Origin of the sequence: Kribbella sp. NPDC004536, assembly GCF_042873835.1 — a bacterium.
Classification (GTDB): domain Bacteria; phylum Actinomycetota; class Actinomycetes; order Propionibacteriales; family Kribbellaceae; genus Kribbella.
Genome location: NZ_JBIALY010000004.1, coordinates 426,401 through 452,174, shown reverse-complemented (window position 1 = coordinate 452,174; position 25,774 = coordinate 426,401). Strand labels below are relative to the sequence as shown.

Annotated in this window: 24 protein-coding genes; 22 read left to right on the top strand and 2 right to left on the bottom strand. The window is 68.4% G+C overall.

Annotation, left to right across the window (positions count from 1 at the left end; genetic code table 11):
- Positions 1-10: 10 nt before the first annotated feature.
- Positions 11-2,800, bottom strand: a complete 2,790-nt coding sequence (locus ACFYRU_RS35365) for a BTAD domain-containing putative transcriptional regulator (RefSeq protein WP_387667155.1) — start codon at positions 2,798-2,800, stop codon at positions 11-13.
- A 17-nt stretch (positions 2,801-2,817) separates the two neighbouring features.
- Positions 2,818-3,843: an adenosine deaminase gene (locus tag ACFYRU_RS35360; RefSeq protein ID WP_387667153.1), complete on the bottom strand. Its 1,026-nt coding sequence runs from the start codon at positions 3,841-3,843 to the stop codon at positions 2,818-2,820.
- Positions 3,844-3,952: 109 nt separating this feature from the next.
- Here ACFYRU_RS35360 and ACFYRU_RS35355 point away from each other — a divergent pair, with 109 nt between their 5' ends.
- The 22 genes from ACFYRU_RS35355 to ACFYRU_RS35250 all read left to right on the top strand — a co-directional run bounded on the left by ACFYRU_RS35355 (position 3,953) and on the right by ACFYRU_RS35250 (position 25,766).
- Positions 3,953-4,828 (top strand): L-threonylcarbamoyladenylate synthase, encoded by an 876-nt coding sequence (locus ACFYRU_RS35355; protein ID WP_387667151.1) that lies wholly within the window; start codon positions 3,953-3,955, stop codon positions 4,826-4,828.
- Entirely contained in the window at positions 4,828-5,946 is a 1,119-nt protein-coding gene (locus tag ACFYRU_RS35350; RefSeq protein WP_387667149.1) for a glycosyltransferase family 4 protein, read from the top strand. Before ACFYRU_RS35355 ends, ACFYRU_RS35350 begins: the two co-directional genes overlap by 1 nt.
- A 204-nt stretch (positions 5,947-6,150) precedes the next feature.
- The gene (locus tag ACFYRU_RS35345; RefSeq protein ID WP_387667146.1) at positions 6,151-6,615 is read left to right on the top strand and encodes a hypothetical protein; all 465 of its coding nucleotides are present in this window, start codon (positions 6,151-6,153) and stop codon (positions 6,613-6,615) included.
- Between the two features lie 90 nt (positions 6,616-6,705).
- Positions 6,706-6,918, top strand: a complete 213-nt coding sequence (locus tag ACFYRU_RS35340; RefSeq protein WP_387667144.1) for a hypothetical protein — start codon at positions 6,706-6,708, stop codon at positions 6,916-6,918.
- A gap of 130 nt (positions 6,919-7,048) precedes the next feature.
- Positions 7,049-7,831, top strand: a complete 783-nt coding sequence (gene atpB, locus ACFYRU_RS35335; RefSeq protein ID WP_387667141.1) for a F0F1 ATP synthase subunit A — start codon at positions 7,049-7,051, stop codon at positions 7,829-7,831.
- 80 nt (positions 7,832-7,911) lie between these two features.
- On the top strand, positions 7,912-8,148 hold the full coding sequence (gene atpE, locus ACFYRU_RS35330) for an ATP synthase F0 subunit C (RefSeq protein WP_387667138.1): 237 nt from the start codon (positions 7,912-7,914) through the stop codon (positions 8,146-8,148).
- Positions 8,149-8,181: 33 nt separating this feature from the next.
- The gene (locus ACFYRU_RS35325; protein ID WP_387667136.1) at positions 8,182-8,751 is read left to right on the top strand and encodes a F0F1 ATP synthase subunit B; all 570 of its coding nucleotides are present in this window, start codon (positions 8,182-8,184) and stop codon (positions 8,749-8,751) included.
- Positions 8,751-9,548, top strand: coding sequence for a F0F1 ATP synthase subunit delta (locus tag ACFYRU_RS35320; RefSeq protein ID WP_387667134.1), 798 nt, complete (start codon positions 8,751-8,753; stop codon positions 9,546-9,548). The genes ACFYRU_RS35325 and ACFYRU_RS35320 overlap by 1 nt, the downstream gene beginning before the upstream one ends.
- 26 nt (positions 9,549-9,574) lie before the next feature.
- The gene (gene atpA, locus ACFYRU_RS35315) at positions 9,575-11,212 is read left to right on the top strand and encodes a F0F1 ATP synthase subunit alpha (RefSeq protein WP_387667132.1); all 1,638 of its coding nucleotides are present in this window, start codon (positions 9,575-9,577) and stop codon (positions 11,210-11,212) included.
- 6 nt (positions 11,213-11,218) lie between these two features.
- The gene (locus tag ACFYRU_RS35310; protein WP_387667130.1) at positions 11,219-12,130 is read left to right on the top strand and encodes a F0F1 ATP synthase subunit gamma; all 912 of its coding nucleotides are present in this window, start codon (positions 11,219-11,221) and stop codon (positions 12,128-12,130) included.
- A gap of 5 nt (positions 12,131-12,135) precedes the next feature.
- Positions 12,136-13,590, top strand: coding sequence for a F0F1 ATP synthase subunit beta (atpD, locus tag ACFYRU_RS35305; protein WP_387667127.1), 1,455 nt, complete (start codon positions 12,136-12,138; stop codon positions 13,588-13,590).
- Positions 13,590-13,982 carry a F0F1 ATP synthase subunit epsilon gene (locus tag ACFYRU_RS35300; protein WP_387667124.1) on the top strand — a complete coding sequence of 131 codons (393 nt, stop codon included), beginning with the start codon at positions 13,590-13,592 and terminating at the stop codon, positions 13,980-13,982. The genes atpD and ACFYRU_RS35300 overlap by 1 nt, the downstream gene beginning before the upstream one ends.
- A 98-nt stretch (positions 13,983-14,080) precedes the next feature.
- Positions 14,081-14,512 (top strand): DUF2550 domain-containing protein, encoded by a 432-nt coding sequence (locus ACFYRU_RS35295; protein WP_387667122.1) that lies wholly within the window; start codon positions 14,081-14,083, stop codon positions 14,510-14,512.
- Positions 14,513-15,127: 615 nt separating this feature from the next.
- Positions 15,128-16,201 carry a hypothetical protein gene (locus ACFYRU_RS35290; protein ID WP_387667120.1) on the top strand — a complete coding sequence of 358 codons (1,074 nt, stop codon included), beginning with the start codon at positions 15,128-15,130 and terminating at the stop codon, positions 16,199-16,201.
- Between the two features lie 118 nt (positions 16,202-16,319).
- Positions 16,320-17,960, top strand: a complete 1,641-nt coding sequence (locus ACFYRU_RS35285) for an ABC transporter substrate-binding protein (RefSeq protein WP_387667117.1) — start codon at positions 16,320-16,322, stop codon at positions 17,958-17,960.
- Between the two features lie 2 nt (positions 17,961-17,962).
- Positions 17,963-18,961, top strand: a complete 999-nt coding sequence (locus ACFYRU_RS35280) for an ABC transporter permease (RefSeq protein ID WP_387667115.1) — start codon at positions 17,963-17,965, stop codon at positions 18,959-18,961.
- 2 nt (positions 18,962-18,963) lie between these two features.
- The gene (locus ACFYRU_RS35275) at positions 18,964-19,824 is read left to right on the top strand and encodes an ABC transporter permease (RefSeq protein WP_387667112.1); all 861 of its coding nucleotides are present in this window, start codon (positions 18,964-18,966) and stop codon (positions 19,822-19,824) included.
- Positions 19,821-20,792 carry an ABC transporter ATP-binding protein gene (locus ACFYRU_RS35270; protein WP_387667110.1) on the top strand — a complete coding sequence of 324 codons (972 nt, stop codon included), beginning with the start codon at positions 19,821-19,823 and terminating at the stop codon, positions 20,790-20,792. The genes ACFYRU_RS35275 and ACFYRU_RS35270 overlap by 4 nt, the downstream gene beginning before the upstream one ends.
- Entirely contained in the window at positions 20,789-21,739 is a 951-nt protein-coding gene (locus tag ACFYRU_RS35265; RefSeq protein WP_387667107.1) for an ABC transporter ATP-binding protein, read from the top strand. The genes ACFYRU_RS35270 and ACFYRU_RS35265 overlap by 4 nt, the downstream gene beginning before the upstream one ends.
- Entirely contained in the window at positions 21,736-22,761 is a 1,026-nt protein-coding gene (locus ACFYRU_RS35260) for a LacI family DNA-binding transcriptional regulator (RefSeq protein ID WP_387667104.1), read from the top strand. The genes ACFYRU_RS35265 and ACFYRU_RS35260 overlap by 4 nt, the downstream gene beginning before the upstream one ends.
- A 4-nt stretch (positions 22,762-22,765) precedes the next feature.
- Entirely contained in the window at positions 22,766-24,325 is a 1,560-nt protein-coding gene (locus tag ACFYRU_RS35255; RefSeq protein WP_387667101.1) for an FAD-dependent oxidoreductase, read from the top strand.
- A gap of 13 nt (positions 24,326-24,338) precedes the next feature.
- Positions 24,339-25,766, top strand: coding sequence for a cellulase family glycosylhydrolase (locus ACFYRU_RS35250; protein WP_387667098.1), 1,428 nt, complete (start codon positions 24,339-24,341; stop codon positions 25,764-25,766).
- Positions 25,767-25,774 lie beyond the last annotated feature (8 nt).

Genomic DNA, 25,774 nt, shown 5'->3' with positions numbered 1-25,774 from the left:
GAACCACATGTCAAAGACTGGTTCGCTCCAGGCCGTCGGCTGCACGCTGCACGTTCGCCTCTGGTCCCTCAGCCAGTGCCAGCTCCAGAGCGCGTGCGAAATGGGGACGGGCTTGTGTGAGATCTCCCTTGTTCAGCAGGGTTTCCGCAAGCCGCAGGTGCGCGTTCTGTTGCGACTGCTTCGAGTCACTCTCCAACGCGAGCGCCAACGACCTGCGCCCGACATCGAGTGCCTCCACCCACTGCTTCTGCCGCGCATACGCCGTACCAAGGAATGCATACGTGTAGATGAGGCTGTAGTCCGCCCTACGCTCCACACCGAGGTCCCGAGCCGTCGTGAGCGCAGCCAGAGCTTCGTCCACGCGGTCGAGCTCCAGCAGGCATTCGCCGATCCCGTTGAGCACCTCCGCCCGTACGGCGGGATCCCCGAGCGCCAGCGACTCCTCGTACGCCGTCAGCGCCTCCGCAAACTCCCTGCGGTCGCCGTACGTCACCCCGATGTACGCCAGCACGCGGGACGCGATGTCGACCGCACCGGACCGCCGTGCAACCTCCAGAGCTTCCTGCAGCACAGCGATCGCTTCGAGGTCCGGCCGGAGCTTCGCCAGGCTGTACCCGATCGACGCGAGCAGCCGTGCCCGCAGTACCAGGTCCGCGTCGTCAGCCAGCAACTCGCGGGCCTCCTGCAGCGTACGCAGACTGGCCTCCGCGCCCCGGCGGTACCGCCCGAGGCTGCCGATCGACAACAACACCCGCGCTCGCGTCGACGCATCCGGTGCGGCCCGCAGCGCCAGCTCCAGCGCTTCTTCCATCTCGTCGACCTGCCTGCGCTGGAAGAAGCACGAAGCGACCGACAGACCGAGCCGCCACGCGTGCTCGACCGCACCGCTCGACGCCGCGAACCGGATCGTCGCCAGCACGTTCGCACCCTCGCTGTCGATCCACTCCAGACCGTCCGCCGCCGACGCGAACTCCGGCAACCGCACCGGCGCGGGCTCCGGCAGTGGTTGCAGTTGACTGCTGAAGATGGCAGTACTGGCGGCCGCCGTCGCATGAAGGTAGTAGTCGAGCAGCCGCCGTACTGCGTCCGGTTCCGCCGGCAGCGTCCGTGCGTACTGCCTCAGCAGGTCGTGGAACTGGAAACGGCCAGGACGCAGCTGTAGCAGCAGATTGGCGTCAACCAACTGCTCAAGGAGGTCCTCGGCCTCGAACACGTCCACCTGGGCCAAAGCCGCGGCCGCGTACGGCGAGATGTCCTGCCCCGTCATCGCACCGAGCAGCCGGAACAGCCGCTGCTGATCCGGTGGCAGGTGCTTGTACGACAAGGCGAATGCGGGGGAGACCCCTCCGCTGTCGGTACTGAGCTCGGCCAACCGCCGGACCTCGAGCCTCCTGCTCAGATGCTCGACCGTCCAGCTCGGCCGGTGCCGCAGCCGCGAGCCGGCCACCCGGATCGCCAACGGGAGATGGCCGCACTGGCTCACCACCCGCGCCGCCGCGGCGGGGTCGGCCGTCCTCTCTGGTCCAACGATCTCCGACAGCAGCTGCTGCGCATCGGCAGGGTCCAGTACGTCGAGTGCGAGCCGCGCGGTGGCATCCAGTCCGGTCAGCTGCCGCCTGCTCGTCACCAGGACGCCACACCGCGGACTACCGGCCAGCAACGGCACCACTGCCGCGCTGTCAGGTGCGTTGTCGAGTACCACGAGGATGCGGCGCCTGGACAGCTCAGAACGCCACAGAGCGGCGCGCTCCTCGAGGTCCGCGGGTATGCGGTCCGCCGGAACGGACAGTGTGCGCAGCAAGCGATCCAGCGCATGCAGGGCCGACACAGGCTCGTGGCCGGGCGTGTAGCCGTGCAGATCGATGAAGAGCCGTCCGTCCGGATACACGTCCGCCAGCTGACGTGCAGCACGCACAGCCAGCGCGGTCTTGCCCACACCAGCCATACCGTCGATCGCCACGACCGCAGGGCCTTCCGTACTGAGTGCGCGGACCACCTGCTGCAGTACGGCGTCGCGGCCGACGAACGCGGCACCGTCGTACGGCAGCTCGTCGCGTACCGCAGGACGCGCCAGCTGCTCGTCGTTGCGCAGGATGCGTTCGTGGATCGCCCGCAACGCCGGGCCGGGCTCGACACCGAGCTGATCGATCAGCTCCTGCCGGGTGCGCGCGTAGGTCTCCAGCGCCTGAGAACTCCGCCCGCTCCGCCAGTACGCCAGCATGAGCTGCCCGGCGAACTGCTCCCGCAGCAGGTCCGCCTCGACCAGCGCGACCAGCTCCGGCACGAGGTCGCCGTACCGCCCGCGCTCCAGGTCCGCCTCGATCCGCTCCGCGAGCACGTTGAGCCGCCTCTCCGCCAGTCGCAGCCGCTCGACGCCGAGGTAGTGCCCGGGCAGCCCGGCCAACGGCTCGCCTTTGAACAGTGCAAGGGCTTCCGCCAGCCGAGCTGCCCGTACGTCGAGGTCGTCGGTCGCATGCGCCGCGCTGACGAGCTCCTCGAACCGCGCCACGTCCAACGCGCCGAGCCGCAGGCTGTACCCCTCCCGCGAGCTGACCAGCACGCCCTTCGGCAGCAGCTGTCGCAAGCGGTACACGTACGGCGCCACGATGCGCGACCCACTGCCGGGTGGTGCGTCGTTCCACACCAGCTCGACCAACTCGTCCGCGGACAGCACCTGGTTCGTGCGCAGTGCGAGAACCGCCAGGAGCGCCTGCTGACGCAGTGGCCCGAGCTCGATCCCGCGGTCGCCCACCCAACCGCGCAGCGGTCCGAGCAGGTCGAGCCGCAGGTCGTCGGTCACGCAGGACAGTTTGGCAGCTACCTGGCGTACTGACCCAGGTAAGTGTCGATCTCGGACACGATCTCGGCCTTCACCGAGTCTTCGGCGAACGACTCCCGGACCGCGGTCTTCGCCAGCTCGCCGATCCCGGCCTCGTCGAGGTCCAGCAGCCGGGCGGCGACGGCGTACTCGTTGGTCAGGTCGGTACCGAACATCGGCGGGTCGTCGGAGTTGATCGTCACCACCAGACCGGCGTCGACCATCGCGCGCAGCGGGTGCACCTCGTACGACTCGACCGCGCGGGTGGCGATGTTGGACGTCGGGCTGACCTCCAGCGGGATCCGGTGCTCGCCCAGGTAGTCGACCAGCGCCGGGTCCTGCATCGTCGACGTACCGTGGCCGATCCGCTCCGCCTTCAGCACCCGCAGCGCGTCCCAGATCGTCTGCGGACCGGTGGTCTCGCCGGCGTGCGGCAGGCTGTGCAGCCCGGCCGCGACCGCCGCCTCGAAGTGCGGCTGGAACTGCGGCCGCGGTACGCCGATCTCCGGCCCGCCGAGCCCGAACCCGATCAGCCCGTCCGGGCGGATCTTCGTCGCGATCCGCAGCGTCTCGTCGGCGCCCGGGATCCCGTCCTCACCGGAGATGTCGAAGATCCACCGCAGCACCAGGCCGAACTCCTTCTCGGCCGCGACCCGGGCGTCCTCGATCGCCTCGCAGAACGCCTCCGCCCGGATGCCGCGGATCACCGAGGTGTACGGCGTGACGGTGAGCTCGGCGTACCGCAGGTTCTGCTGCTCGGACATCTCGCGGGCGATCTCGTACGTCAGCAGCCGGACGTCCTCGGGCGTCTTGATCAGCTCGACGACGGACAGGTAGATGTCGATGAAGTGGGCGAAGTCGCTGAACTTGAAGTACTCGGTCAGCGCGTCCGGATCGGCCGGCACCGGCGAGCCGGGATGCCGGGCGGCGAGTTCGGCGACGATCCGCGGCGACGCGGACCCGACGTGGTGGACATGCAACTCGGCTTTCGGCAACCCGGCCAGGAACTCACGCGACACAGTCATGGACGGGATCCTAAGGATTAGCGGGCCCGCGCAGCGCGGAAGTTGACAATCGTTTGTCAGCAACGACCCGGTTGGAGGCTGGGCCCCGGTGAGTGGCACGATTCACTCCGTGAGTGAGCGCTTCGACTTCACCGGGGACGAACTGGCACCGGCGTACCGCGCAGCGGTGGACGCCATCGAGGCCGGCGACCTGGTCGTGCTGCCGACCGACACCGTCTACGGGATCGCCGCCGACGCCTTCAAGGCCGACGCCGTGCAGCGGTTGCTGGACGCCAAGGGCCGCGGCCGGGACATGCCGCCGCCGGTGCTGATCTCGGTGGTGGAGTCGCTGGACGCGCTCGCCACCGACGTACCGGAGGACGGGCGCAAACTCTGCCGGGAGTTCTGGCCCGGCCCGCTGACGGTGATCTGCCACGCGCAGAGCTCGCTGATGTGGGACCTGGGGGAGACCCAGGGCACGGTCGCGCTGCGGGTGCCGGACCACGAGAACACCCGCGAACTGCTGTCGCGGACCGGGCCGCTCGCGGTCAGCTCGGCGAACAAGTCCGGTCAGGCGGCGGCGCTGGACGTGTACGACGCCGAGGAGCAGTTGGGCGAGTCGGTCGCGGTGTACCTCGACGGCGGCGAGGCGACCGGCGGACAGCCGTCCACGATCGTCGACATCACCGGCGACACCCCGCGGGTGGTCCGGATCGGCGCCCTGTCCCTCGAGCAACTCCGCGCCGTCGTCCCCGAGGTCGCAACCGACCCCGACGAGAAACCGTCCGAAGACGAGAAGGCCGCGGAGCACGAGAAGCCCGAGGACGAGAAGCCCGCCGAGGACGAGAAGCCGGCCGAGGACGAGAAGCCGGCCGAAGACGAGAAGCCCGCCGAAGAGCGGGCCGAAGCGAAGCCGGCCGAAGCGAAGCCAACCGAAGAGCCGGCCGAGGCGTCCAACGAGGGCGGGGAGAAGACGACCGATTCCGATGTGAGGCCTGCGGACTAGTGCGCGAGTACCTGCTGGTCCTGTTCGTGGCGATGGCCACGACCTTCCTGCTGACCGGCGTCGCCCGGCAGATCGCGATGCGGTACGGCGCGGTCGCCAAGGTCCGGGCCCGGGACGTGCACAAGGTACCGATCCCATACTTCGGCGGCCTGTCCATCCTCGGCGGCCTGATCGCCGGGTACGCGGTGGCCAGCAACCTGCCGTTCCTCGGCAACAGCCTGCAGGTCGCGCACGACGCGCGCGCGATCCTGGTCGGCGGCGTGGTGATCTGCGCGGTCGGCGTGGTCGACGACCTGTACGAGCTGGACGCGATCACCAAGCTGGCCGGCGAGGTGCTCGCGGTCGGCGTACTCGTTGTCCAAGGCATCCAGTTGTACTGGCTGCCGCTGCCCGGCGGCGTGATCTCGCCGTCGCCCGCGCAGCTGGCCGTCCTGACCGCGGGCATCCTGCTGGTGTCCTGCAACGCGGTCAACTTCGTCGACGGCCTGGACGGTCTCGCGGCCGGCGTGACCGCGATCGGCGCGACCGCGTTCTTCGTCTACTCGTACCTGCTGAACGTGCACGAGAACCTCGACCGCGCGACCACCTCGACGCTGATCACGGTCGCGCTGGCCGGTGCCTGCCTCGGGTTCCTGCCGCACAACTTCTTCCCCGCAAGGGTTTTCATGGGCGACTCCGGCGCCCTGCTGATCGGCCTGATGCTGGCCGCGTCGACGATCAGCCTGACCGGCCAGATGGACCCGAACGCGGTCCCGTACGAGGTCGGCGGCTCCAGCCTGCTGCCCGCGCTGCTTCCGTTGGTGCTGCCAATCGCCATCCTGGCGATCCCCGCGCTGGACCTGACCCTGGCGTACATCCGCCGTACCAAGGCCGGCCGTTCGCCGTTCGCCGCCGACAAGCAGCACCTGCACCACCGGCTGATGCAGCGCGGCCACTCGCACCGCCGCGCCGTCCTGCTGATGTACCTGTGGACCGCCCTGATCGCGTACGGCGTGGTGGTCCTCGGCCTGGTCCTGTACTGGTGGACGGCGCTGATCGTGCTGGCCGTCGCGGTCACCGCGGTGCTGCTCACGACCGGTCTTCCGGGGCGTTCCCGGAAACCGCTCGCCAAAGTCTGAGAGAGCGCTGAGAGGGACCAGACCAGCGGTCGGTGTGGCCTACCGATAAGGTGTGGCTGTACAGCGGCAGGGGGCTCGTTTTGCTGACCGTGCAGACTTTGTGCTAGTTTTCACAAGCACCAGCAAATAACAGCGACACCCCTGACCCCGCCCACCCGACGAGCTGGCCGCGAGCCCAGCACGCCAGCAGGACGGAACCACCAGATGGCTCCTACGGCCCACAGCCCGAAACCCGCCGGACAAGCAACCAAGCACCCGGCGCTGGCGATGCTGCGCGGCGCTCTGGTCGCGGCACTGGTCGTCGGCGTGAACGCCACTGCCGTCTCGGCGGTCGCGGCCGGTCTTCCCGGTCTCTGGGGCGCACTGCTCGGAGTGCTGATGGTGATCGTCTTCTCCGGCGCCGGCCTGTTCGCGCTGCACCTGTCCCGCCGGTCCAGCCCGACCATGCAGCTCGCGATCGCGATGGCGAGCTACACCGGCCGGATCGCGATCTTCGGCGGCCTGCTCGCGCTCGCACTGAACTCCGATTCCCTGGCCAAGCACGTGAATCTGACCGTGCTCGGGTTGGTCGCGATGGTGGTCGTGATCGGCTGGCTGGCCGGCGAGATCTGGTCCTGGTCCCGGCTCCGGGTGCCGATCTACGACCTCGACAAAGAGGTAGCGGCATGAGCACCGTGAGTAACGTTTCGCCTGCTGTGGTGGAGATTACTGGTGCCGGTGTGACCGGATGTGTTGCCAACTGGTACGTTTCGGGTGCCAATGAGCGAGCAAAAGGATCCGAAGCCATCACCCGGAGCGGGCGACGGCTGGCGGGTCCTGTCCTACTTGATCGGCGGTGTCGCGGTGTACGGCGGCATCGGGTTCGGGCTGGATCGCCTCTTCGGCACCCAGTTCCTGGTTCTGGTGGGCATCGTGATCGGTGCCGGCCTGAGCATCTTGATGTTGCACTTCCGGTACGGATCGCGGTCCTGACTTCAGGTCCGGTCCCTACGATTTCGACCGGGTCTGACGTTGTTGACCGCCCCCCTAGCTGTACTGCCCTGAGCCGCCCTGCCCTTAGCCACAAGGCGTCCGACTTGAGCACGACGCGAGAGGAGACCCGGTGATTGCCGGCGTTCCGACCGAGTTCACCCCGCCCGGTCCCCAGAGTTTCGAGCTTCCGCCGATCATCCCCGGCGTGGACTGGTTCACCAAGCCTGTGCTGGTGGCCGCGCTGTCCGTCGTGGTGATCATCTGGTTCTTCTACGGTGCGTCCCGCAAGGCCGCGATCGTGCCGAGCAAGCTGCAGTTCACCGGCGAGCTCGCGTACAACTTCGTCCGGAACTCGATCGCCCGCGACGCGATCGGCAGCCAGGAGTACATGAAGTACGTGCCGTACCTGTGCGGCCTGTTCTTCTTCATCCTGCTGAACAACGTGGCCGGCTCGATCCCGTTGATCCAGTTCCCGACCTTCAGCCACATCGGCTGGGCCTACGTCGCCGCGGTGATGAGCTGGGTGATCTACAACGCGGTCGGGATCAAGAAGAAGGGCCTGTGGGGCTACTTCAAGCACCAGACCATGCCGGCCGGCGTGCCGCTGTGGCTGATGCCGCTGATGATCCCGATCGAGTTCATCTCGAACATCCTGGTCCGGCCGATCTCGCTGAGCCTGCGGCTGTTCGCGAACATGTTCGCCGGCCACATCCTGCTCGGGGTGTTCGTGCTCGGCGGCGAGTACATGGTGTTCGAGTCCGGGAAGATCTTCCTCGGCGGCGTCGGCGTCATCACGTTCATCATGGGCATCGCGATCGCCGGGCTGGAGCTGTTCGTGCAGTCCATCCAGGCCTACATCTTCGTGGTGCTGACCGCGCAGTACATCGGCAGCGCCATCGCCGACGAGCACTGACCCGAAACACGCACCACCCCCCTTTGACCCGTAGTAACAAAGCCGGATAGCCCCTATCCGTACGGAAAGGAAACACCGCAATGGTGAGCAACATCGCTCTCGCAATCAGCGGCAACATCGCCGTTCTCGGCTACGGCCTCGCCGCCATCGGCCCGGGCGTTGGCGTCGGTCTGATCTTCGCGGCGGTCATCAACGGCACCGCGCGGCAGCCGGAGGCTCAGAGCAAGCTGCAGTCGATCGCCTGGATCGGCTTCGGCGTCACCGAGGTGCTCGCGATCATCGGTATCGCGCTCGCGTTCGTCTTCAAGAACGGCTGACCCACTCCTTTTACTGACTGACAGGACTCAGACATGTTGACGATGGTGCTACCGCTGGCCGCCGAGGGTGAGCAGGTCAACCCGCTGCTGCCGCACACCGCCGAGATCATCTTCGGCTTCGTCTTCCTGGTTCTGCTGGCCATCGCCTTCGCCAAGGTCGTCGTTCCCAAGTTCGAGAAGGCGTACGCCGATCGGACCCAGGCGATCGAAGGCGGGATGGACGCGGCCAAGCAGGCCCAGGCCGAGGCGAAGGCGGCTTTGGAGAAGTACAACGCGCAGCTGGCCGAGGCCCGGCAGGAGGCTGCGAAGATCCGCGAGGACGCCCGCGAGCAGGGTGCGGTGATCATCGCGGAGATGCGTGAGCAGGCGAACGCCGAGGCCGAGCGGATCGTCACGCACGCGCGGGCCCAGATCGACGCCGAGCGCGCGCAGGCAGTGGCCTCGCTGCGCAGCGAGGTCGGCCACATGGCGACCACGCTGGCCGGCCGGATCGTCGGTGAGTCGCTCGAGGACGAGGCGCGTCAGCGCCGCACCGTCGAGCGCTTCCTGGCCGAGCTGGAAGCGTCGGAGTCGGCTCGTCAGGCTGTCGGAACGGACGGCTGATGCGCGGCGCGTCGAACGAGTCACTCGCCCGGGCCGAGCAGGCCCTGGCGAGTGCGGCCCCGGCCGAGGGCCTGGGCAGCGAGCTGTTCTCGATCGCCAAGTTGCTGGACGGCAACGGCGCGCTGCGGCGTGCCCTGACCGACCCGGCCCGGCCCGCCGAGGCCAAGGCCGCACTGGCCGGCCAGCTGTTCGCCGGCAAGATCTCCGCCCAGGCGCAGGAGGTCCTGTCCGCCGCGGTGTCCGGTCGCTGGGTCAGCGGCCGCGACCTCGCTGACGCCCTCGACCAGCTCAGTGTCGAGGCCGAGGTGGCCTACGCCGACACCCGGCGGAAGCTGGACGAGGTCGAGGACGAGCTGTTCCGGCTGGACCGGGTGGTCGCCGCCGAGCGGGCCCTGGCCGACAAGCTGGGCGACCGGGCGATCCCGGTCGAGCACCGCCAGGAGCTCATCCGCGGACTGCTGCAGGGCAAGGCCGACCCCACCACGGTGCGGCTGGCCGAGCGGGCCGTGGACGGCCGGGGCCGGAACTTCGCGGGCTCGATGCGCGCCTACCAGGTCGCCGCGGCGGCCCGGCGGAACGCCAGCATCGCGACCGTGCGGGTGGCCACCGACCTGACCGAGGCGGAGCGCACCCGGCTGGCGGCAGCGCTCGGACGGCAGTACGGCCGGGACATCCAGCTGAACGTCATCGTCGACCGAGGAGTGGTCGGCGGCGTCCGGGTGGACATCGGCGACGAAGTGATCGACGGAACCATCGCGGCCCGGCTCGACGACGCGCAACGGCGCATCGCAGGCTGACGGCCCTCCTAGACAAAGGAAACACAATGGCTGAGCTCACGATCAGGCCGGAGGAGATCCGGGACGCGCTCGATCGGTTCGTCACCGAGTACCAACCGGCCGACACGACCGCCGAAGAGGTCGGCACCGTCGTCGACGCGGGTGACGGTATCGCCCACGTCGAGGGCCTGCCCTCGGTGATGACCAACGAACTGCTCGTCTTCGAGAACGGCACCGAGGGCATCGCATTGAACCTCGACGTGCGCGAGATCGGTGTCGTCATCCTCGGTGAGTACGACGGCATCGAGGAGGGCCAGCAGGTCCGCCGCACTGGCCGGATCCTGTCCGTCCCGGTCGGCGAGGGCTACCTCGGCCGCGTGGTCGACCCGCTCGGCAAGCCGATCGACGGCCTCGGCGAGATCCAGGGCATCGACGGCCAGCGCGCGCTGGAGATCCAGGCCGCCGGCGTGATGGACCGCCAGGAGGTCCGCGAGCCGCTGCAGACCGGGATCAAGGCGATCGACGGCATGATCCCGATCGGCCGTGGCCAGCGCGAGCTGATCATCGGCGACCGCAAGACCGGCAAGACCGCGATCGCGATCGACACGATCATCAACCAGAAGGCCAACTGGGAGTCCGGCGACCCGAAGAAGCAGGTCCGCTGCATCTACGTCGCGATCGGCCAGAAGGGCTCGACGATCGCCGCCGTCCGCGGCGCGCTCGAAGAGGCCGGCGCGATGGAGTACACCACGATCGTGGCCTCCCCGGCGTCCGACCCGGCCGGCTTCAAGTACGTCGCGCCGTACACCGGTTCCTCGATCGGCCAGCACTGGATGTACCAGGGCAAGCACGTGCTGATCGTCTTCGACGACCTGACCAAGCAGGCCGAGGCGTACCGCGCGATGTCGCTGCTGCTGCGCCGCCCGCCGGGCCGCGAGGCGTACCCGGGTGACGTCTTCTACCTGCACAGCCGGCTGCTCGAGCGTTGCGCGAAGCTGTCCGACGAGCTCGGCGCCGGCTCGATGACCGGTCTGCCGGTGATCGAGACCAAGGCGAACGACGTCTCGGCGTTCATCCCGACCAACGTCATCTCGATCACCGACGGGCAGATCTTCCTGCAGTCCGACCTGTTCAACGCGAACATCCGGCCGGCCATCGACGTCGGCATCTCGGTGTCCCGGGTCGGTGGCGCCGCGCAGGTCAAGGGCATGAAGAAGGTCTCCGGCACGCTGAAGATCGACCTCGCCCAGTTCCGTGCGATGGAGGCGTTCGCGATGTTCGCCTCCGACCTGGACGCCACCTCGCGCCGGCAGCTGGACCGCGGTCAGCGGCTCGTGCAGCTGCTCCGGCAGCCGCAGTACTCGCCGTACCCGGTCGAGGAGCAGATCGTCTCGATCTGGGCCGGTACGACGGGCAAGTTCGACGACGTCCCGGTGATCGACGTACTGCGCTTCGAGCGCGACTTCCTGGACTACCTGCGCCGGGAGAGCAAGGTGCTCGACGCGATCCGCGAGTCCGGGCTGTTCGGCGACGACGAGGCGCAGGCCGTCACCGACGGGCTGAAGTCCTTCAAGCCGACCTTCCAGACCTCCGAGGGCACGCTGCTCGGGACCGAGGCCGAGGTCGACGCGATGGACGAGGCGGACGTCGACCAGGAGCAGATCGTCAAGCAGAAGCGGGGCTGATCCACAGTGCCAGCCAACCTGCGGGAGCTACGTGATCGGAAGGCCTCGGTCACCACGATCAAGAAGCTCACCCGCGCGATGGAGCTCATCGCGGCGTCCCGGATCGTCAAGGCGCAGCAACGCGCCGCGGCGGCCGGTCCGTACGCGCGTGAGCTCACCCGTGCCGTGTCGGCGGTGGCGACGTTCTCGAACGTCGACCACCCGCTGACCACCGAGAAGGAGAACCCGCGCCGGGCCGCGGTGCTGCTGATCACCTCCGACCGCGGTCAGGCCGGGGCCTACTCGTCCAACGTGATCCGCGAAGGGGAGCGGCTGAACCAGCTGCTGCGCGAGGACGAGAAGCAGATCGTCCCGTTCATCAGCGGCCGCAAGGGCATCGCGTACTACACCTTCCGGCAGCGTGAGGTCGCCCAGTCGTGGGCCGGCGACTCCGACAACCCGAGCTTCGCCCGGGCCCGGGAGATCGCCGACGCGCTGATCGAGGCGTTCCTGACCCCGACCGAGGAGGGCGGCGTGGACGAGATCCACATCGTCTTCACCCGGTTCGTCTCGATGCTCACCCAGCGCGCCGACGTCATCCGGCTGCTGCCGCTGGAGGTCGTCGAGGGCGAGGAGGCACCGGCCGCGGACGACGTGCTGCCGCTGTACGAGTTCGAGCCCTCCGCGGAAGAGGTGCTCGACGGGCTGCTGCCGAAGTACGTCGCCAGCCGGATCCACTGGTGCATGCTGCAGGCGGCCGCCTCCGAGCTGGCCAACCGGCAGCGGGCGATGAAGTCCGCGACGGACAACGCGCAGGACCTGATCGAGAAGCTGACGCGGGACCTGAACCAGGCTCGCCAGGCGCAAATTACCCAGGAAATCAGCGAGATCGTCGGTGGCGCGAGCGCGCTCGCCGACGCGAACGCCGGGAGCGAGTGAGAGAGATGACTGCCACGGTTACCGAGAAGAACAACGAGGCGGGCGCCACCGGCGTCGGTCGCGTCGCCCGGGTGATCGGCCCGGTCGTCGACGTCGAGTTCGCGGCCGACGCGATGCCCGACATCTACAACGCGCTCGAGGTGGACATCACCCTCGGCGACAGCACCCAGACGATCACCCTCGAGGTGGCGCTGCACGTCGGCGACAACATCGTCCGGGCGATCTCGATGAAGCCGACCGACGGCCTGGTCCGCGGCGCCGAGGTGCGCGACACCGGCGCGGCGATCTCCGTCCCGGTCGGTGACGTCACCAAGGGCCGGGTGTGGTCCGTGACCGGCAAGTGCCTGAACCAGGACGAGTCCGAGTTCGAGATCACCGAGCGCTGGCCGATCCACCGCAAGGCGCCGGCCTTCGACCAGCTCGAGTCCAAGACCGAGATGCTGGAGACCGGCATCAAGGTGCTCGACCTGCTCACGCCGTACGTGCAGGGCGGCAAGATCGGTCTGTTCGGTGGTGCCGGGGTCGGCAAGACCGTGCTGATCCAGGAGATGATCTACCGGATCGCCCACAACTTCGGTGGTACGTCGGTGTTCGCCGGCGTCGGCGAGCGGACCCGTGAGGGCAACGACCTCATCAACGAGATGGAAGAGGCCGGCGTCTTCAAGGACACCGCGCTGGTGTTCGGCCAGATGGACGAGCCGCCGGGCACCCGGCTGCGGGTCGCGCTGTCCGCGCTGACGATGGCGGAGTACTTCCGCGACGTCAAGGAGCAGGACGTACTGCTGTTCATCGACAACATCTTCCGGTTCACCCAGGCCGGTTCCGAGGTCTCCACGCTGCTCGGCCGGATGCCGAGCGCTGTCGGTTACCAGCCGAACCTCGCCGACGAGATGGGCGTGCTGCAGGAGCGGATCACGTCGACCCGCGGTCACTCGATCACCTCGATGCAGGCGATCTACGTACCCGCCGACGACTACACCGACCCGGCGCCGGCCACCACGTTCGCGCACCTGGACGCGACCACCGAGCTCTCGCGTGACATCGCGGCCAAGGGTCTGTACCCGGCCGTGGACCCGCTGACCTCGACGTCGCGGATCCTCGACCCGCAGTACATCGGCCAGGAGCACTACGACGTGGCCGTCCGGGTGAAGCAGATCCTGCAGAAGAACAAGGAACTGCAGGACATCATCGCGATCCTGGGTGTCGACGAGCTCTCCGAAGAGGACAAGATCACCGTCGCCCGCGCGCGCCGGATCGAGCAGTTCCTCTCGCAGAACACCTACATGGCGGAGAAGTTCACCAACGTGCCGGGTTCGACGGTTCCGCTGAAGGACACCGTCGAGTCGTTCAAGAAGATCGTCGACGGCGAGTGCGACCACATCGCGGAGCAGGCGTTCTTCAACGTCGGTTCGCTCGATGACGTCGAGCGCAGGTGGGCCGAGCTGCAGAAGGAAAACTGATGGCTGCCCACTTGGAGGTGGCGCTGGTCGCCGCCGAGCGGACGGTCTGGCAGGGGCAGGCGAAGATCGTCATCGCCCGCACCACCGACGGTGACGTCGGTATCCTGCCCGGCCACGCGCCGTTGCTGGGCCTGCTGCAGGGCGGCACCGTCCAGGTGCGGACCGTCGACGACGAGTACTTCGTCGCGGCCGCGCCGGACGGGTTCATCTCGGTGGCGAACGACAGGGTCTCGATCCTGGCCGAGAACGCCGAGATGGGTCACGACATCGACCTCGAAGAGGCCCGGCGGGAGCTCGAGCAGGCGCTGGCCGCCGGCCTCGAGACCGACGACGCCACCGACGAGGTCCGACTCGCCGAGGCCAGGGTTCGGGCCGCCGAGCAGACGTCCTAGGCCGACCTGCCATAATCGGCACAATCGAATATCGTCACTTGGCAGTACGGTTCTCCGGGGTGCCCGGGGTCGGGCACCGGAAATGAGGTTGGCAACGTATGAGGACAGTCCTCGATGTCGTCGGGGTCTGTCTGCTTGCCGCCGTACTGTTCATCGTGCTGGTCGCGTTCCGCCGTCGCTGGTTGTCCAGGGACGGCGGAACTTTTGATTGCAGCCTGCAGCTCGCCGAGAAGGAACACGGCCGCGGCTGGGCCCTCGGCCTGGCCCGCTACGTCGGCGACGACCTGCAGTGGTTCCGGGTCTTCAGCCTCGCCTGGTGGCCGAAGCTGACCGTGAACCGCCGCCAGCTCGAAGGCGTCACCACCCGCCGCCCGATGGGCAACGAGCCGCTGGTGACGTACGCCGGCCACGTCATCGTGGACGCCAAACTCACCAACCGCACCGTCCACTTCGCCATGACCGAAGAAGCCCTGACCGGCGTCCTCGCCTGGATGGAATCAGCTCCCCCGAGCACCCAGACCTACCTGTGATCGGCTCGTCGTAGGAGTGGCAGGGCCACGATAAACACGTCGTGGACGAGCACACTGGAGCGGTGGAAGCGTGGGAGTTCGGCCGGGCGGTCCGTCGATGGCGCGACCGGGTCCCGCCCGGCGCGGTCGGTCTGCCACCGGGAAGCCGCCGGCGCGCGACCGGTCTGCCACCGGGGAGCCGCCGGCGCGCGACCGGTCTGCAGCCGGGGGGGGGGGGGGAGCTCGCCGCCCTGGCGGGTATCTCCGCCGACTACCTGACCCGGTTGGAGCAGGGCCGGGCGACGTCCCCGTCACCGCAACGAGTAACCCGAGCCGGCGGGGTTGGGACCGTTGGACAGGATGTATCCGGTGGCTGGGTAGTGCACCTGAGCGTGAGCCGTTCTGCGCGTACGGCGTCTCACGGGTGCACTACCTGTCGATCGGTCCCCATCCGTGCGGGTTGGCCTGAAAATCGGTGGGTGGGCTCGGGTGGGTGTGTCAGGATCTCCGGCATGGAGAGTTTCTTTTTCCGCGTGGGCTAGCTTCCCGCTGGTCCTTCGTGTGGCGTTCTGCCCTTGGCCGGCGAGGCGGGAGTAGCCGGTTGGTTGCTCCCGGGTTCTTGCCGGGAGATTCTTCATGCGTTCTGCGCTCGTGTTGGTGCGCGCTGTTGCAGGTCTGGAATGGATGGTGGCCGAGGAGGTCACCGCTGCCGGACACCGGGTGGTCGAGGTGTCCAAGCGGCAGGTGGTGGCTGAGGGTTTGGGCCGACCGCCGCGGGTGGCTGACGACGTGTTCGTCGTGTACGGCACGGCGCCGGACCCCGGGCGGTCGAGGGCTTCAGTGATGGCTGGGGTACGGGCGGCGCTGCCGTCCGCACCCGACGTGCCGTGTGCGCCCGGTTCAGGTGGGGCGTTCGCGGTGTCGGCGTCGGTTGTGGGGGTGCGGAACTTCAATCGGTACGACGTCGAGGATGTGGTGGGGGAGCGGATCGCTCGGTTGATCGGTGGTACGTACCACTCGCGCCGGCACGGGGTCGTACCACCCGAGGACCGGGCCGAGTGGCGGGTGGTGCTCGACGGGAAGACGCTGTGGATCGCGCTCCGCCCGTACGCCGAACCCCTCCACCGCCGCCCGTACCGTCAGCACACCGTCCCCGGCAGCCTCCACCCACCAGTAGCCGCCGCGATGGCGCGCCTCGCCGACCTCGCCCCCAACCACCACGTACTCGACCCGTTCTGCGGCGCCGGAACCCTCCTCCTCGAAGCCCACCACCTACAACCCGGGGCCTATTACCTCGGTATAGACCGAGACCCGGCCGCCACCGCGGCCGCACACTCCAACTGGACCGCCGCCTCCGGCGGCGTGGAACGTTGGGCGGCTGGCACGCAGCGCCGGGGCGGGGGAGTCGGGGCAGGGGGAGCCCGGGGTGCGGGGGTGGTGTGGGGGACGGAGGACGCGCGAGGGGTTGAGGGGGTGTTTGAGCGGGTGGTTAGTAATCCGCCTTGGGGGGTGCGGGTGGGTGCCGGGGGAGTTCCGTCGGCGGTGCGGCGGTGGCGGCGAGTGCTTCAACCGGGTGGGCTGGTGGTGGTGATTGTGATGCCGGAGCAGGTGCGGCTGTTGGGGCGGGGGTGGCGGGTGTTGGGTCGGTACGGGGTGGCGGTGCGGGGGCGGCATCCGGTGATTCTTGTTGCTGAGCCGTCTCGGTCTTGACATGCGCACGTAACGTTCGTAGGTTCCTGCGCATACGTAAGAGCAGAGCCCAACTAGCTCATATATGACTGCTCATACGTATGAACGTGCAGCCGCTCGATCTTCTGGGGTGAGGAATATGCGCAGTCGCTGGCGGGCGTTGACGGTGGTCGGTGCGGTACTGGTCGCGGGCTGTTCCGGCCCCGCGGCCAACCCCGCCGGTACGGCGGCGGACACGTCGATCGTGTACGCGAAGACGGACGGCGGTACGACGTTCGTCCGCAACTACAACGTGATGGGCCCGGCGACCGACAAGGCGCCGAACGCGGAGCTGGTGTACGAGCCGCTGATGCGGGTCGACTACGGCGACGGCGGTGTGGTGAAGCCGTGGCTCGCGCAGAGCTGGGCCTTCTCCGCGCAGGGCAAGGTGCTGACGATCAAGCTGCGCACGGACGTGAAGTGGTCGGACGGGCAGAAGTTCACGGCCGACGACGCGGTCTACTCGCTCGGCCTGCCGATCGAGAAGAAGGACTTCAGCATCGCCGGCGTCACCTACAAGTCGGTGACCAAGGTCGACGACAGCTCGGTCAAGGTCAGCTTCGCGGAGCCGTCGTACGCGACCCTGAACCAGTTCGCGAACATCCTGCTGCCGATGGTCCCGAAGCACCTCTGGGCGAGCCAGAACCTGAACACCTGGACCAACCCGGACCCGGTCGGCACCGGCCCGTTCACGGTCAAGGAGTTCAAGCCGCAGCAGATCACCCTCGGCGCGCGCTCCGACTACTGGGGCGGCAAGTTGCCGATGACAACGTTCAAGATCGTCCCGACCGCGCCCGAGGCGCTGAAGGCGCAGCTGCTGAAGGGCGAGCTCGACTGGGCGTCGGCCGGCTGGGCGAACGGCGAACAGGAGTACGTGGCGAAGGACCCGGACAAGCATCTGTACCAGCTGTACTCCAACGGTGGCGCGATGTCCGTACTGTTCAACACCGGCAAGGCCCCGTTCGACGACGTGCACGTACGCCGGGCGCTCGCGCTGACCGTCAATCGCACTGCGGTCGTCACCACGCTGCAGCGCCCCGGTACGGAGGCCGGCCCGACCGGTCTGTCCGAGCAGCTGTTCGGCGACTGGCTGGACCCGGCGTACAAGGGCCAGGTGCAGAAGGTCGACGCGGACGCCGCGAAGGCCGAGCTGGCCAAGGGCGGCTGGACGATCGACAACGGCGCGCTGGTCAAGGACGGCAAGCGGTACCAGCCGAGCATCCTGTTCAACGCCGACTGGGGATGGGGCAGCTACGCAGACATCCTGATCAACACCTGGAAGCAGACCCTCGGCCTGACCGTGAAGAGCGCCGGCCAGCCCAGCGCCGGGTACTACGACAAGCAGAACCTCGGCCAGTTCGACCTGGCCGCCTCGTCCACCGGTGGGGCGAGTGTGTACGGCGTCTACCGGTTCCTGTCCAGCCAGTACCTGACCCCGATCGGCAAGTCGGCCACCCTCGACCAGGGTCGCTGGAACGACCCGGAGACCGACAAGATCATCAGGGCGATGGAGCGGACCGACAACGTCGGCGAGCTGAAGTCGCTCGGCAAGCAGCTGCAGAAGATCGTCGTCGACGAGGTGCCGTTCAGCCCGATCTACAACAACTTCTACTTCATCGACATCAACTCGACCCGGTGGACCGGCTGGCCGACGCCGCAGAAGTTCGACGCGATCCCGTTCCCCGGGATGGGACCGGACACCACCCTCACGCTGCTGAACCTGCAGCGCCGGGGGAACTGAGGATGCGGTGGGCCTTCCTGGCCCGGCGGCTGGGTTTCTACCTGGCCGCCGCGGCCGCCGCGATCGGCCTGAACTTCCTGCTCCCGCGGCTGATGCCGGGCGATCCGTCGTCGGCGATCGTGGAGGAGCTGGAGCGGGTCAGCGGTCAGCAGGTACCGGCCGAGACGCTGGAGTCGATCCGCGCGATCTTCGGCAACCCGCACCAGAACCTCGGCCAGCAGTTCGCGGACTACCTGGGCCAGTTGGCGCACGGTGACCTCGGCGTCTCGGTGGTCAACTTCCCGGTCCCGGTGGCCGACCTGGTCTGGCAGGCGCTCCCCTGGACGCTGTTGCTCGTGGGGACCACGACGGTCACGGCGTTCGCGATCGGCACGCTCCTGGGAGTGGTCGCAGGCTGGAAGGCCGGCAGCCGGTTCGACGCGATCCTGACGCCGTTCACCACGTTCCTGTCCAGCGTGCCGTACTTCTGGGTCGCGCTGCTCGCACTCTGGGCGTTCGGCTTCGTCCTCGGCTGGACCCCGATGTCGGGCGGGTACGACCCCGACCTGCCGCAGGGCGTCAGCCTGGCGTACGTCGCGAGCGTGCTGCACCACGGGATCTTGCCGGCGGCAACCATCGTGTTCTCGGCGTTCGGTGGCTGGCTGCTCGGGATGCGGAACATGACCGTCACGACGGTCCGGGAGGACTACGTACTACTGGCGCAGGCGAAGGGCCTGTCGCCGCAGCGGGTGATGCTCAGGTACGCCGCCCGGAACGCGATGCTGCCGAGTTTCACCGGGTTCGCGATGGCGCTCGGCCACGTGATCGGCGGCGCGCTGCTGACCGAGATCGTGTTCAGCTATCCGGGGATCGGCTACCTGATGTACGAGGCGCTGCAGAAGCGCGACTACCCGATGATGCAGGGCGTGTTCCTGCTGATCACGCTCGCGGTGCTGCTGGCGAACCTGGTCGCCGACCTGGCCTACGTACTGCTCGATCCGCGGATCCGGGCGAGGGGATGACCATGCTCAAGAGCTGGAAGGTCCGCTTCGGACTCGGTGTACTTCTCTTCTTCGTACTGCTTGCCGTCTTCGGCCCGCTGCTGCCACTCGATCCGCGGGCGAACGACTTCGGCGCGATCTCGCAACCACCGAGCGGCGAGCACCTGTTCGGTACGACGCAGTTCGGGCAGGACGTGCTCGCGCAGACCGTCGCGGGCGCCCGCGGATCGATGCTCGTCGGCATCGTGGCCGCGTTGATCGGTACGACGATCTCGATCCTGGTCGGCGTCCCCGCCGGGTACTTCGGCGGCGCCGTCGACAACGGCCTGAACTTCCTCACGAACCTGTTCCTGGTGATGCCGGTCCTCCCGCTGATCCTGATCGTGGCCGGTTACGTCCAGGGCACGGGTCCGTGGGTGATCGCGCTGATCATCGGCCTGTTCGGCTGGTCGGGTGGTGCGCGGACGCTGCGGGCGCAGTCGCTCAGCCTGAGCAGCCGCGACTTCGTGCTGGCGATGCGGATGGTCGGCGAGCCGCACCGGCGGCTGATCTTCTTCGAGGTGCTGCCGCATCTGACCGGGTGGATCTCGGCGATGTTCCTGCATGGTGTGATCGGCGGCGTGATGGCCGAGGCCGGCCTGGCGTTCCTCGGCATCACCGACTCGGGCTCGATCAGCTGGGGCACGATGATCCAGGCCGCGCAGCAGCAGAGCGCCGTACTGCGTGGGTTCTGGTGGTGGTTCGTACCGCCCGGGCTGTGTATCGCGCTGATCGGTACGGCGGCCACGATGGTGAACTTCGGCGTCGACGAGGTCTCCAACCCGAAGCTGCGGATGGCGCGCCGGTCGGTTGTGGTCCGGACCCGGAAGGTGGCCGAGGCATGAGTGTGCTGAGCGTGGAAGGTCTGACCGTCGAGTACCTGACCGGCGACCGGCCGGTACGGGCGTGCGACGACGTCTCGTTCGAGTTGCGCCGGGGCGAGATCCTCGGCGTGGCGGGCGAGTCGGGCTCGGGCAAGTCGACGCTGATCACCGCGCTGACCCGGCTGCAGCGTCCGCCCGCGGTGACGACCGCCGGCCGGATCGAGTTCCACGGCACGGACCTGGTCACCTCGACGCCCGAGCAGCTCCGCAAGCTGCGCTGGACCTCGCTCGCGATCGTCCTGCAGAGCGCGATGGACGCGCTGAACCCGGTGATGCGGGTCGGCGCCCAGTTCGTCGACGTACTGCGGGCACACGACAAGACGCTGAGCAAGAAGGACGCGTGGGCTCGCGCCGCCGAGCTGCTCGGCATGGTCGGGATCTCGGCCGACCGCGTCCGGGCGTACCCGCACGAGCTGTCCGGCGGCATGCGCCAGCGGGCGAGCATCGCGCTCGCGCTCGCGTGCGGACCCGAGCTCGTGGTGATGGACGAGCCGACCACGGCTGTCGACGTGGTGATGCAACGCCAGATCCTCGCACAAGTCCTGCGACTGCGACGGGAGCTGGGGTTCGCGGTCGTGCTCGTCACGCACGACCTGTCGTTGCTGCTCGAGCTCGCCGACCGGATCGCGATCATGTACGGCGGCCGGATCGTCGAGATCGGCACCGCCGAATCCCTGTACGGCAAGCCGCGGCACCCGTACACGCGCGGGCTGCGCGACTCGTTCCCGCCGCTGCGCTCGCCGCTTCGCAAGTTGACCGGCATCCCCGGCAGCCCGCCGGACCTGCGCAACCCGCCGCCGGGCTGCCCGTTCCACCCACGCTGCCCGGACCGCTTCGACGGTTGCGACGAGCAACGACCGGACCTGCTGACGATCGAGGACCATGCCGTCGCGTGCCGGCTCTACCCGTCGGGAGATGATCGAGTATGAGTCAACCCGTACTCGAGGCGCGTGGCGTCTCGAAGCATTTCGCGGCCGGGCGGTCGACGGTGCGCGCGGTGGAGGATGCGACGCTCGCGTTGCTGCCGGGGCGGATCGTGGCGTTGGTGGGGGAGAGCGGCAGCGGGAAGACCACGCTCGCGCGGCTGCTGGCGCGGTTCTATCCGCCGACGTCCGGCGAGATCCGGCTGCACGGTGAGCCGGTGAAGGGCAGTACCCGCGCGTACTACAGCGACGTACAGCTGATCTTCCAGGATCCGTTCGGGTCGCTGAACCCGTTGCACCGCGTCCGGTACAACCTGGAGCGGGCGGTCAAGCTGCATCACGACGTACGCGCCAAAGCCGAGCTTGACCGGCGCGTGCTCGAGTTACTCGAACGGGTAAGCCTGGGAGAGCAGTATCTGGACAAGTTCCCGCACGAGTTGTCCGGCGGGCAGCGGCAGCGGGTCGTGATCGCGCGGGCGCTGGCGGTCGAGCCGAAGGTGCTGCTCGGCGACGAGCCGATCTCGATGCTGGACGTGTCGATCCGGCTGGAGATGCTCAACCTGCTCGACCGGCTGCGGGCCGAGGACGGCCTGGCGCTGCTGTACATCACGCACGACATCGCCAGCGCGCGCTACCTGTGCGACGACATCGTCGTGATGTACGCCGGCCGGATGATCGAGGGCGGTCCGAAGGAGGACGTGATCGCGAACCCGCTGCATCCGTACACCCAGCTGCTGATCGACTCGTCCCCGGATCCCGAACGCAGGGACCGGGACAGCCTGTTCGAGGCGGAGGACCTGGGCGAGCCGCCGAGCCTGATCGACCCGCCCGCGGGCTGCCGGTTCCATCCGCGCTGCCCGGTCGCGATGGACGTCTGCACGACCCAGGCGCCACCGCGGAGCGAGCTCCCCGACGGTCGCTGGACCCATTGCTGGTTGCAGGAGCAGAAATGAAAGCGCCGAGACAATCCGACGTCGCCCGCCTCGCGGGCGTCTCCCAGTCCGCGGTCTCGAGGGTGGTGAGCGGGGACGTGGACCGGATCCCGGTCGAGACCCGGGAGCGGATCCTGGCCGCGGTCAAGGAACTCGGGTACGTCCCGAACGCGGCCGCGCGGAACCTGCGGAACAAGCGCAACCGGCTGCTCGGCGTGCATACGTTCGAGGCCGTGTTCCCGCACGCCCGCGAGGACTTCTACTTCGAGTTCCTGCTCGGGATCGAGGAGCGGGCCGAGGAGATCGGGTACGACCTGGTGCTGTTCACCTCGACCGGTACGAGCGATGGCCGGCGGCGGATCTACCGGGACGGGACGAACCGGCTGAACCTCGCCGACGGGACCGTTCTGCTCGGTGCGGCGACCGACCGGGAGGAGCTTGCGCGGCTGTGGCACGACGGGTACCTGTTCGTACACATCGGTCGCCGGGAGGTACCCGGTGCGGAGATTCCGTGCATCATCCCGGACTACGTGAACGCCGCGGACCGGCTGGTGACCTCGCTCGCGGAACGCGGGCACCGGAACTTCGCGTACCTGCGCGAAGGCATCGAGCAGGAGGCGTACTTCGACCGCCGCGCGGGGTACCACGCCGCCGTCGAGCGGCTAGGCCTGCAGGACCGGTCGCCGGGCTTCCGCGGCGAGCCGGGGCTGTCCGAGGAATGGCTGGACGAACTGGCGGCCGGGCCGGAGACCGCGGTGGTTGCCGAGGGCATCCGGTTGGCCGAGGAACTGCGGACCGGGCTGGCCGCGCGCGGGCGGCGGATCCCCGAGGACCTGTCGGTCGCGGTGCTGGAGGGATCGGGTGACGAGCCCGGGCACCGCTGGGACTGCCTGGTGATCCCGCGCAAGGAGATCGGCCGGATCGCGATCGACGCGCTGGTGGCGCGGGTCGAGGATCCGGAGACCGAACCGGTCAGCCAACTGGTGGCCTGTGACCTGGTGGCCGGCGAAACCGTCGCCGCGCCACGAACTACGGAGGGATGAACGGGTGGAACTCGAGACTGAAGTCCTGGTCGTCGGTGGTGGACTCGGTGGTGTCGCCGCCGCCCTGACCGCGGTACGCCTCGGCCGCAGGGTCGTACTGACCGAGCAGACCGACTGGCTGGGCGGGCAGCTGACCAGCCAGCTCGTGCCGCCGGACGAGCACCCGTGGATCGAGCAGTACGCCGCCAGCGGGTACGCCGAGCTCCGCCGCCGGATCCGGGAGTACTACCGGCGCAACTACCCGCTGACGCCCGCCGCCGCGGCCGATCCGCTGCTCGACCCGGGACTCGGTGTCGTCAGCCGGTTCTGCCACGAACCGCGCGTCGCGGCCGCCGTACTGGAGGAGATGCTCGCTCCATGGCGCGCGTCCGGACGGCTCACTGTGTTCATGGAACACGAGCCGATCTCGGTCGGTACGAACGGCGACCAGATCGAGGCGGTCACGCTCGAGGACCTCCGGACCGGCGACGAGGTGACGGTGTCGGCGGCGTACGTCGTGGACGCGACCGAGCTCGGTGACCTGCTGGAACTCGGCGGCATCGAGCACGTGATCGGCGCCGAGGGCAGCGACCAGACCGGCGAGCTGCACGCGCCCGAGGTCGCGAATCCTCTTGATCAGCAGGCGTTCTCGTGGTGCTTCGCGCTCGAGCACCGGCCGGGGGAGGACCACACGATCGACCGCCCGGCCGGATACGAGCACTGGCGGGACACGGTCGCGCCGTTCTGGCCGGGATCGCAGTTGTCCTGGACGGACGTCGTACCGGTGACGCTGGAGCAGCGGGAGTGGAAGCTGCTGGAGGCGAACCCGGACCGGCGGGCGCCGTTCTCGCTCTGGCGGTACCGGCAGATCCTTGCCAGTAGCAACTTTGTCGACAAGGCGATCCCGGACGTCACGGTGGTGAACTGGCCGCAGCTCGACTACTGGGAACAGCCGCTCGTCGGTGGCCCCGACCCGCGGAAGGCGCTGGCCGCCAGCCGGGACTTGTCGTTGTCGTTCCTCTACTGGATGCAGACCGACGGCGGGTACCCGGGGCTGCGCCTGCGCCCGGACATTACCGGCACCGCAGACGGTCTCGCGAAGACGCCGTACATCCGGGAGGCGCGGCGGATCCAGGCCGAGTTCACCGTGCTGGAGCAGCACGTAGGTGTCGAGGCACGCCCTGACGGCGCGGGCAGCGAGGTGTTCGCGGACTCGGTCGGGCTCGGGCGGTACCGGATCGACCTGCACCCGTCGACCGCCGGGCGGAGCTACGTCGACATCGAGGCGTACCCGTTCCAGATCCCGCTCGGCGCCCTGATCCCGGTCCGCGCCGACAACCTGCTGCCGGCGAACAAGAACATCGGGACCACCCACATCACCAACGGTTGTTACCGCCTCCACCCGGTCGAATGGAGTATCGGCGAGGCGGTCGGCGCACTGGTCGGGTTCTGCCTGACCGAAGGCCTGTCACCACGCAAGGTCCGCAACGATCCCACCCACCTGGCCGACTACCAGCGCCTGCTGGCGGACCACCTGAAGACCCCGCTGGCCTGGCCGGAAGAGATCCGCACCCATCGCGACTGAAGGGATGTAGCCCGTGTTCCGAAAGTCTTTGGCCGCCCTGTGTACCGCGGTCCTGCTGTCCGGTATTTCGCTCGTGAATGCCGACGCGCAGACCACCGCCCTCCCCGCCCTGCACACCGAAGGCAATCGCATCAAGAACAGCGCCGGGACCGCTGTCACCCTCCAAGGCGTCTCCGTCATCGCCCCCGAACAGAACGCGGTCTGCACCGACTGCAACAACAAGCCGATCAACGACCTGATCGACATGACCGTGTCGAACGGCTGGCACTCCAAGGTGCTGCGCCTGCTGGTCACCGAGGCGATCGGCAAGGACCTGAACGCCTACGACGCGACGTACATCAAGCCGTACGTCGACCATGCGGTCTCCAAGGGCCTGTACGTGATCATCGACCTGCACCTGGTCCGGAACTACGGCGACGCGGCCGGTGCCGTACCGCAGTCGGACGTGAAGGGCTTCTGGGACTTCATCGCGCCGCGGTACGCGAACAACCCGAACGTACTGTTCGAGGTGTTCAACGAGCCGATCGCGCCGGACAACTGGGCGACCTGGAAGTCCTACATCCAGCCGGTCGTCGACTCGATCCGGTCGGTGGCGTCGAACGTGATCCTGATGGGCAGCCCGTCCTGGAGCACCCGCCTGAACGGCGCCGTCAGCGACCCGATCACCGGCGGCAACATCGCGTACGTCTACCACCTCTACCCGAACCAGGGGCCGGCGACCGCCGCGAACCTCGATCCAAGGTTCGGTACGGCGGCCGCGACGCTGCCCGTCGTACTGACCGAGCTGGGCTGGGACCCGTCGTCGTCGGCGAACAACGTCACCGCCGGTACGACGTCCGGCTGGGGACTGCCGCTGCGCCAGTACCTGGACGCCCGGCCGCAGATCGGCTGGATCGGCTGGATCTTCGACAACTTCTGGGCGCCGGTGTGGTTCGACAAGAACTGGAACCTGCTCAGCGGTGAGTACCAGGGTGCGTTCATGCGCGACTGGCTGGCCGGGGCGCCGGCGATCTCGCCATGTACCGATCACCTGGCGCGCGGGGCGACCGTGACCGCGTCGTCGACGTACACGGCGGATTCCGGCGAGGCGAAAGCGGTTGACGGTTCGTGTCTGGACAGCGGACGCTGGATGTCGGCCGAAGGCGACACCACGCCGGTACTCACCGTGAATCTGGGGACCTACAAGGATGTGAGTCAGGTGGACGTGTACAGCGGGTACGGGTACCCGAACGTTGCCGCTGGCACCGTTCTGTCCGCGTTCAAGGTCGAGGGCCACACCTCCACCGGGTGGGTCCAGCTCGGCAGCTACACGGCCAACACCCGGGCACTGGTCTCCACACCGGTGACGACCGCGGCCGTCGACCAGCTCCGGCTCACGATCACCGATCCGTCCACCACGACTCCTGACATCGCCCGCGTCTACGAAGTAGCCGCTCACTAGGAGATCCC

Bases quoted from the DNA above. Each gene is read 5' to 3' on its own strand.
- ACFYRU_RS35360 (WP_387667153.1), bottom strand. From the start codon at position 3,843: ATGACTGTGTCGCGTGAGTTCCTGGCCGGGTTGCCGAAAGCCGAGTTG.
- ACFYRU_RS35345 (WP_387667146.1), top strand. From the start codon at position 6,151: ATGGCTCCTACGGCCCACAGCCCGAAACCCGCCGGACAAGCAACCAAG.
- ACFYRU_RS35340 (WP_387667144.1), top strand. From the start codon at position 6,706: ATGAGCGAGCAAAAGGATCCGAAGCCATCACCCGGAGCGGGCGACGGC.
- atpE (WP_387667138.1), top strand. From the start codon at position 7,912: ATGGTGAGCAACATCGCTCTCGCAATCAGCGGCAACATCGCCGTTCTC.
- ACFYRU_RS35325 (WP_387667136.1), top strand. From the start codon at position 8,182: ATGTTGACGATGGTGCTACCGCTGGCCGCCGAGGGTGAGCAGGTCAAC.
- ACFYRU_RS35320 (WP_387667134.1), top strand. From the start codon at position 8,751: ATGCGCGGCGCGTCGAACGAGTCACTCGCCCGGGCCGAGCAGGCCCTG.
- atpA (WP_387667132.1), top strand. From the start codon at position 9,575: ATGGCTGAGCTCACGATCAGGCCGGAGGAGATCCGGGACGCGCTCGAT.
- atpD (WP_387667127.1), top strand. From the start codon at position 12,136: ATGACTGCCACGGTTACCGAGAAGAACAACGAGGCGGGCGCCACCGGC.
- ACFYRU_RS35300 (WP_387667124.1), top strand. From the start codon at position 13,590: ATGGCTGCCCACTTGGAGGTGGCGCTGGTCGCCGCCGAGCGGACGGTC.
- ACFYRU_RS35295 (WP_387667122.1), top strand. From the start codon at position 14,081: ATGAGGACAGTCCTCGATGTCGTCGGGGTCTGTCTGCTTGCCGCCGTA.
- ACFYRU_RS35290 (WP_387667120.1), top strand. From the start codon at position 15,128: ATGCGTTCTGCGCTCGTGTTGGTGCGCGCTGTTGCAGGTCTGGAATGG.
- ACFYRU_RS35285 (WP_387667117.1), top strand. From the start codon at position 16,320: ATGCGCAGTCGCTGGCGGGCGTTGACGGTGGTCGGTGCGGTACTGGTC.
- ACFYRU_RS35280 (WP_387667115.1), top strand. From the start codon at position 17,963: ATGCGGTGGGCCTTCCTGGCCCGGCGGCTGGGTTTCTACCTGGCCGCC.
- ACFYRU_RS35275 (WP_387667112.1), top strand. From the start codon at position 18,964: ATGCTCAAGAGCTGGAAGGTCCGCTTCGGACTCGGTGTACTTCTCTTC.
- ACFYRU_RS35270 (WP_387667110.1), top strand. From the start codon at position 19,821: ATGAGTGTGCTGAGCGTGGAAGGTCTGACCGTCGAGTACCTGACCGGC.
- ACFYRU_RS35265 (WP_387667107.1), top strand. From the start codon at position 20,789: ATGAGTCAACCCGTACTCGAGGCGCGTGGCGTCTCGAAGCATTTCGCG.
- ACFYRU_RS35260 (WP_387667104.1), top strand. From the start codon at position 21,736: ATGAAAGCGCCGAGACAATCCGACGTCGCCCGCCTCGCGGGCGTCTCC.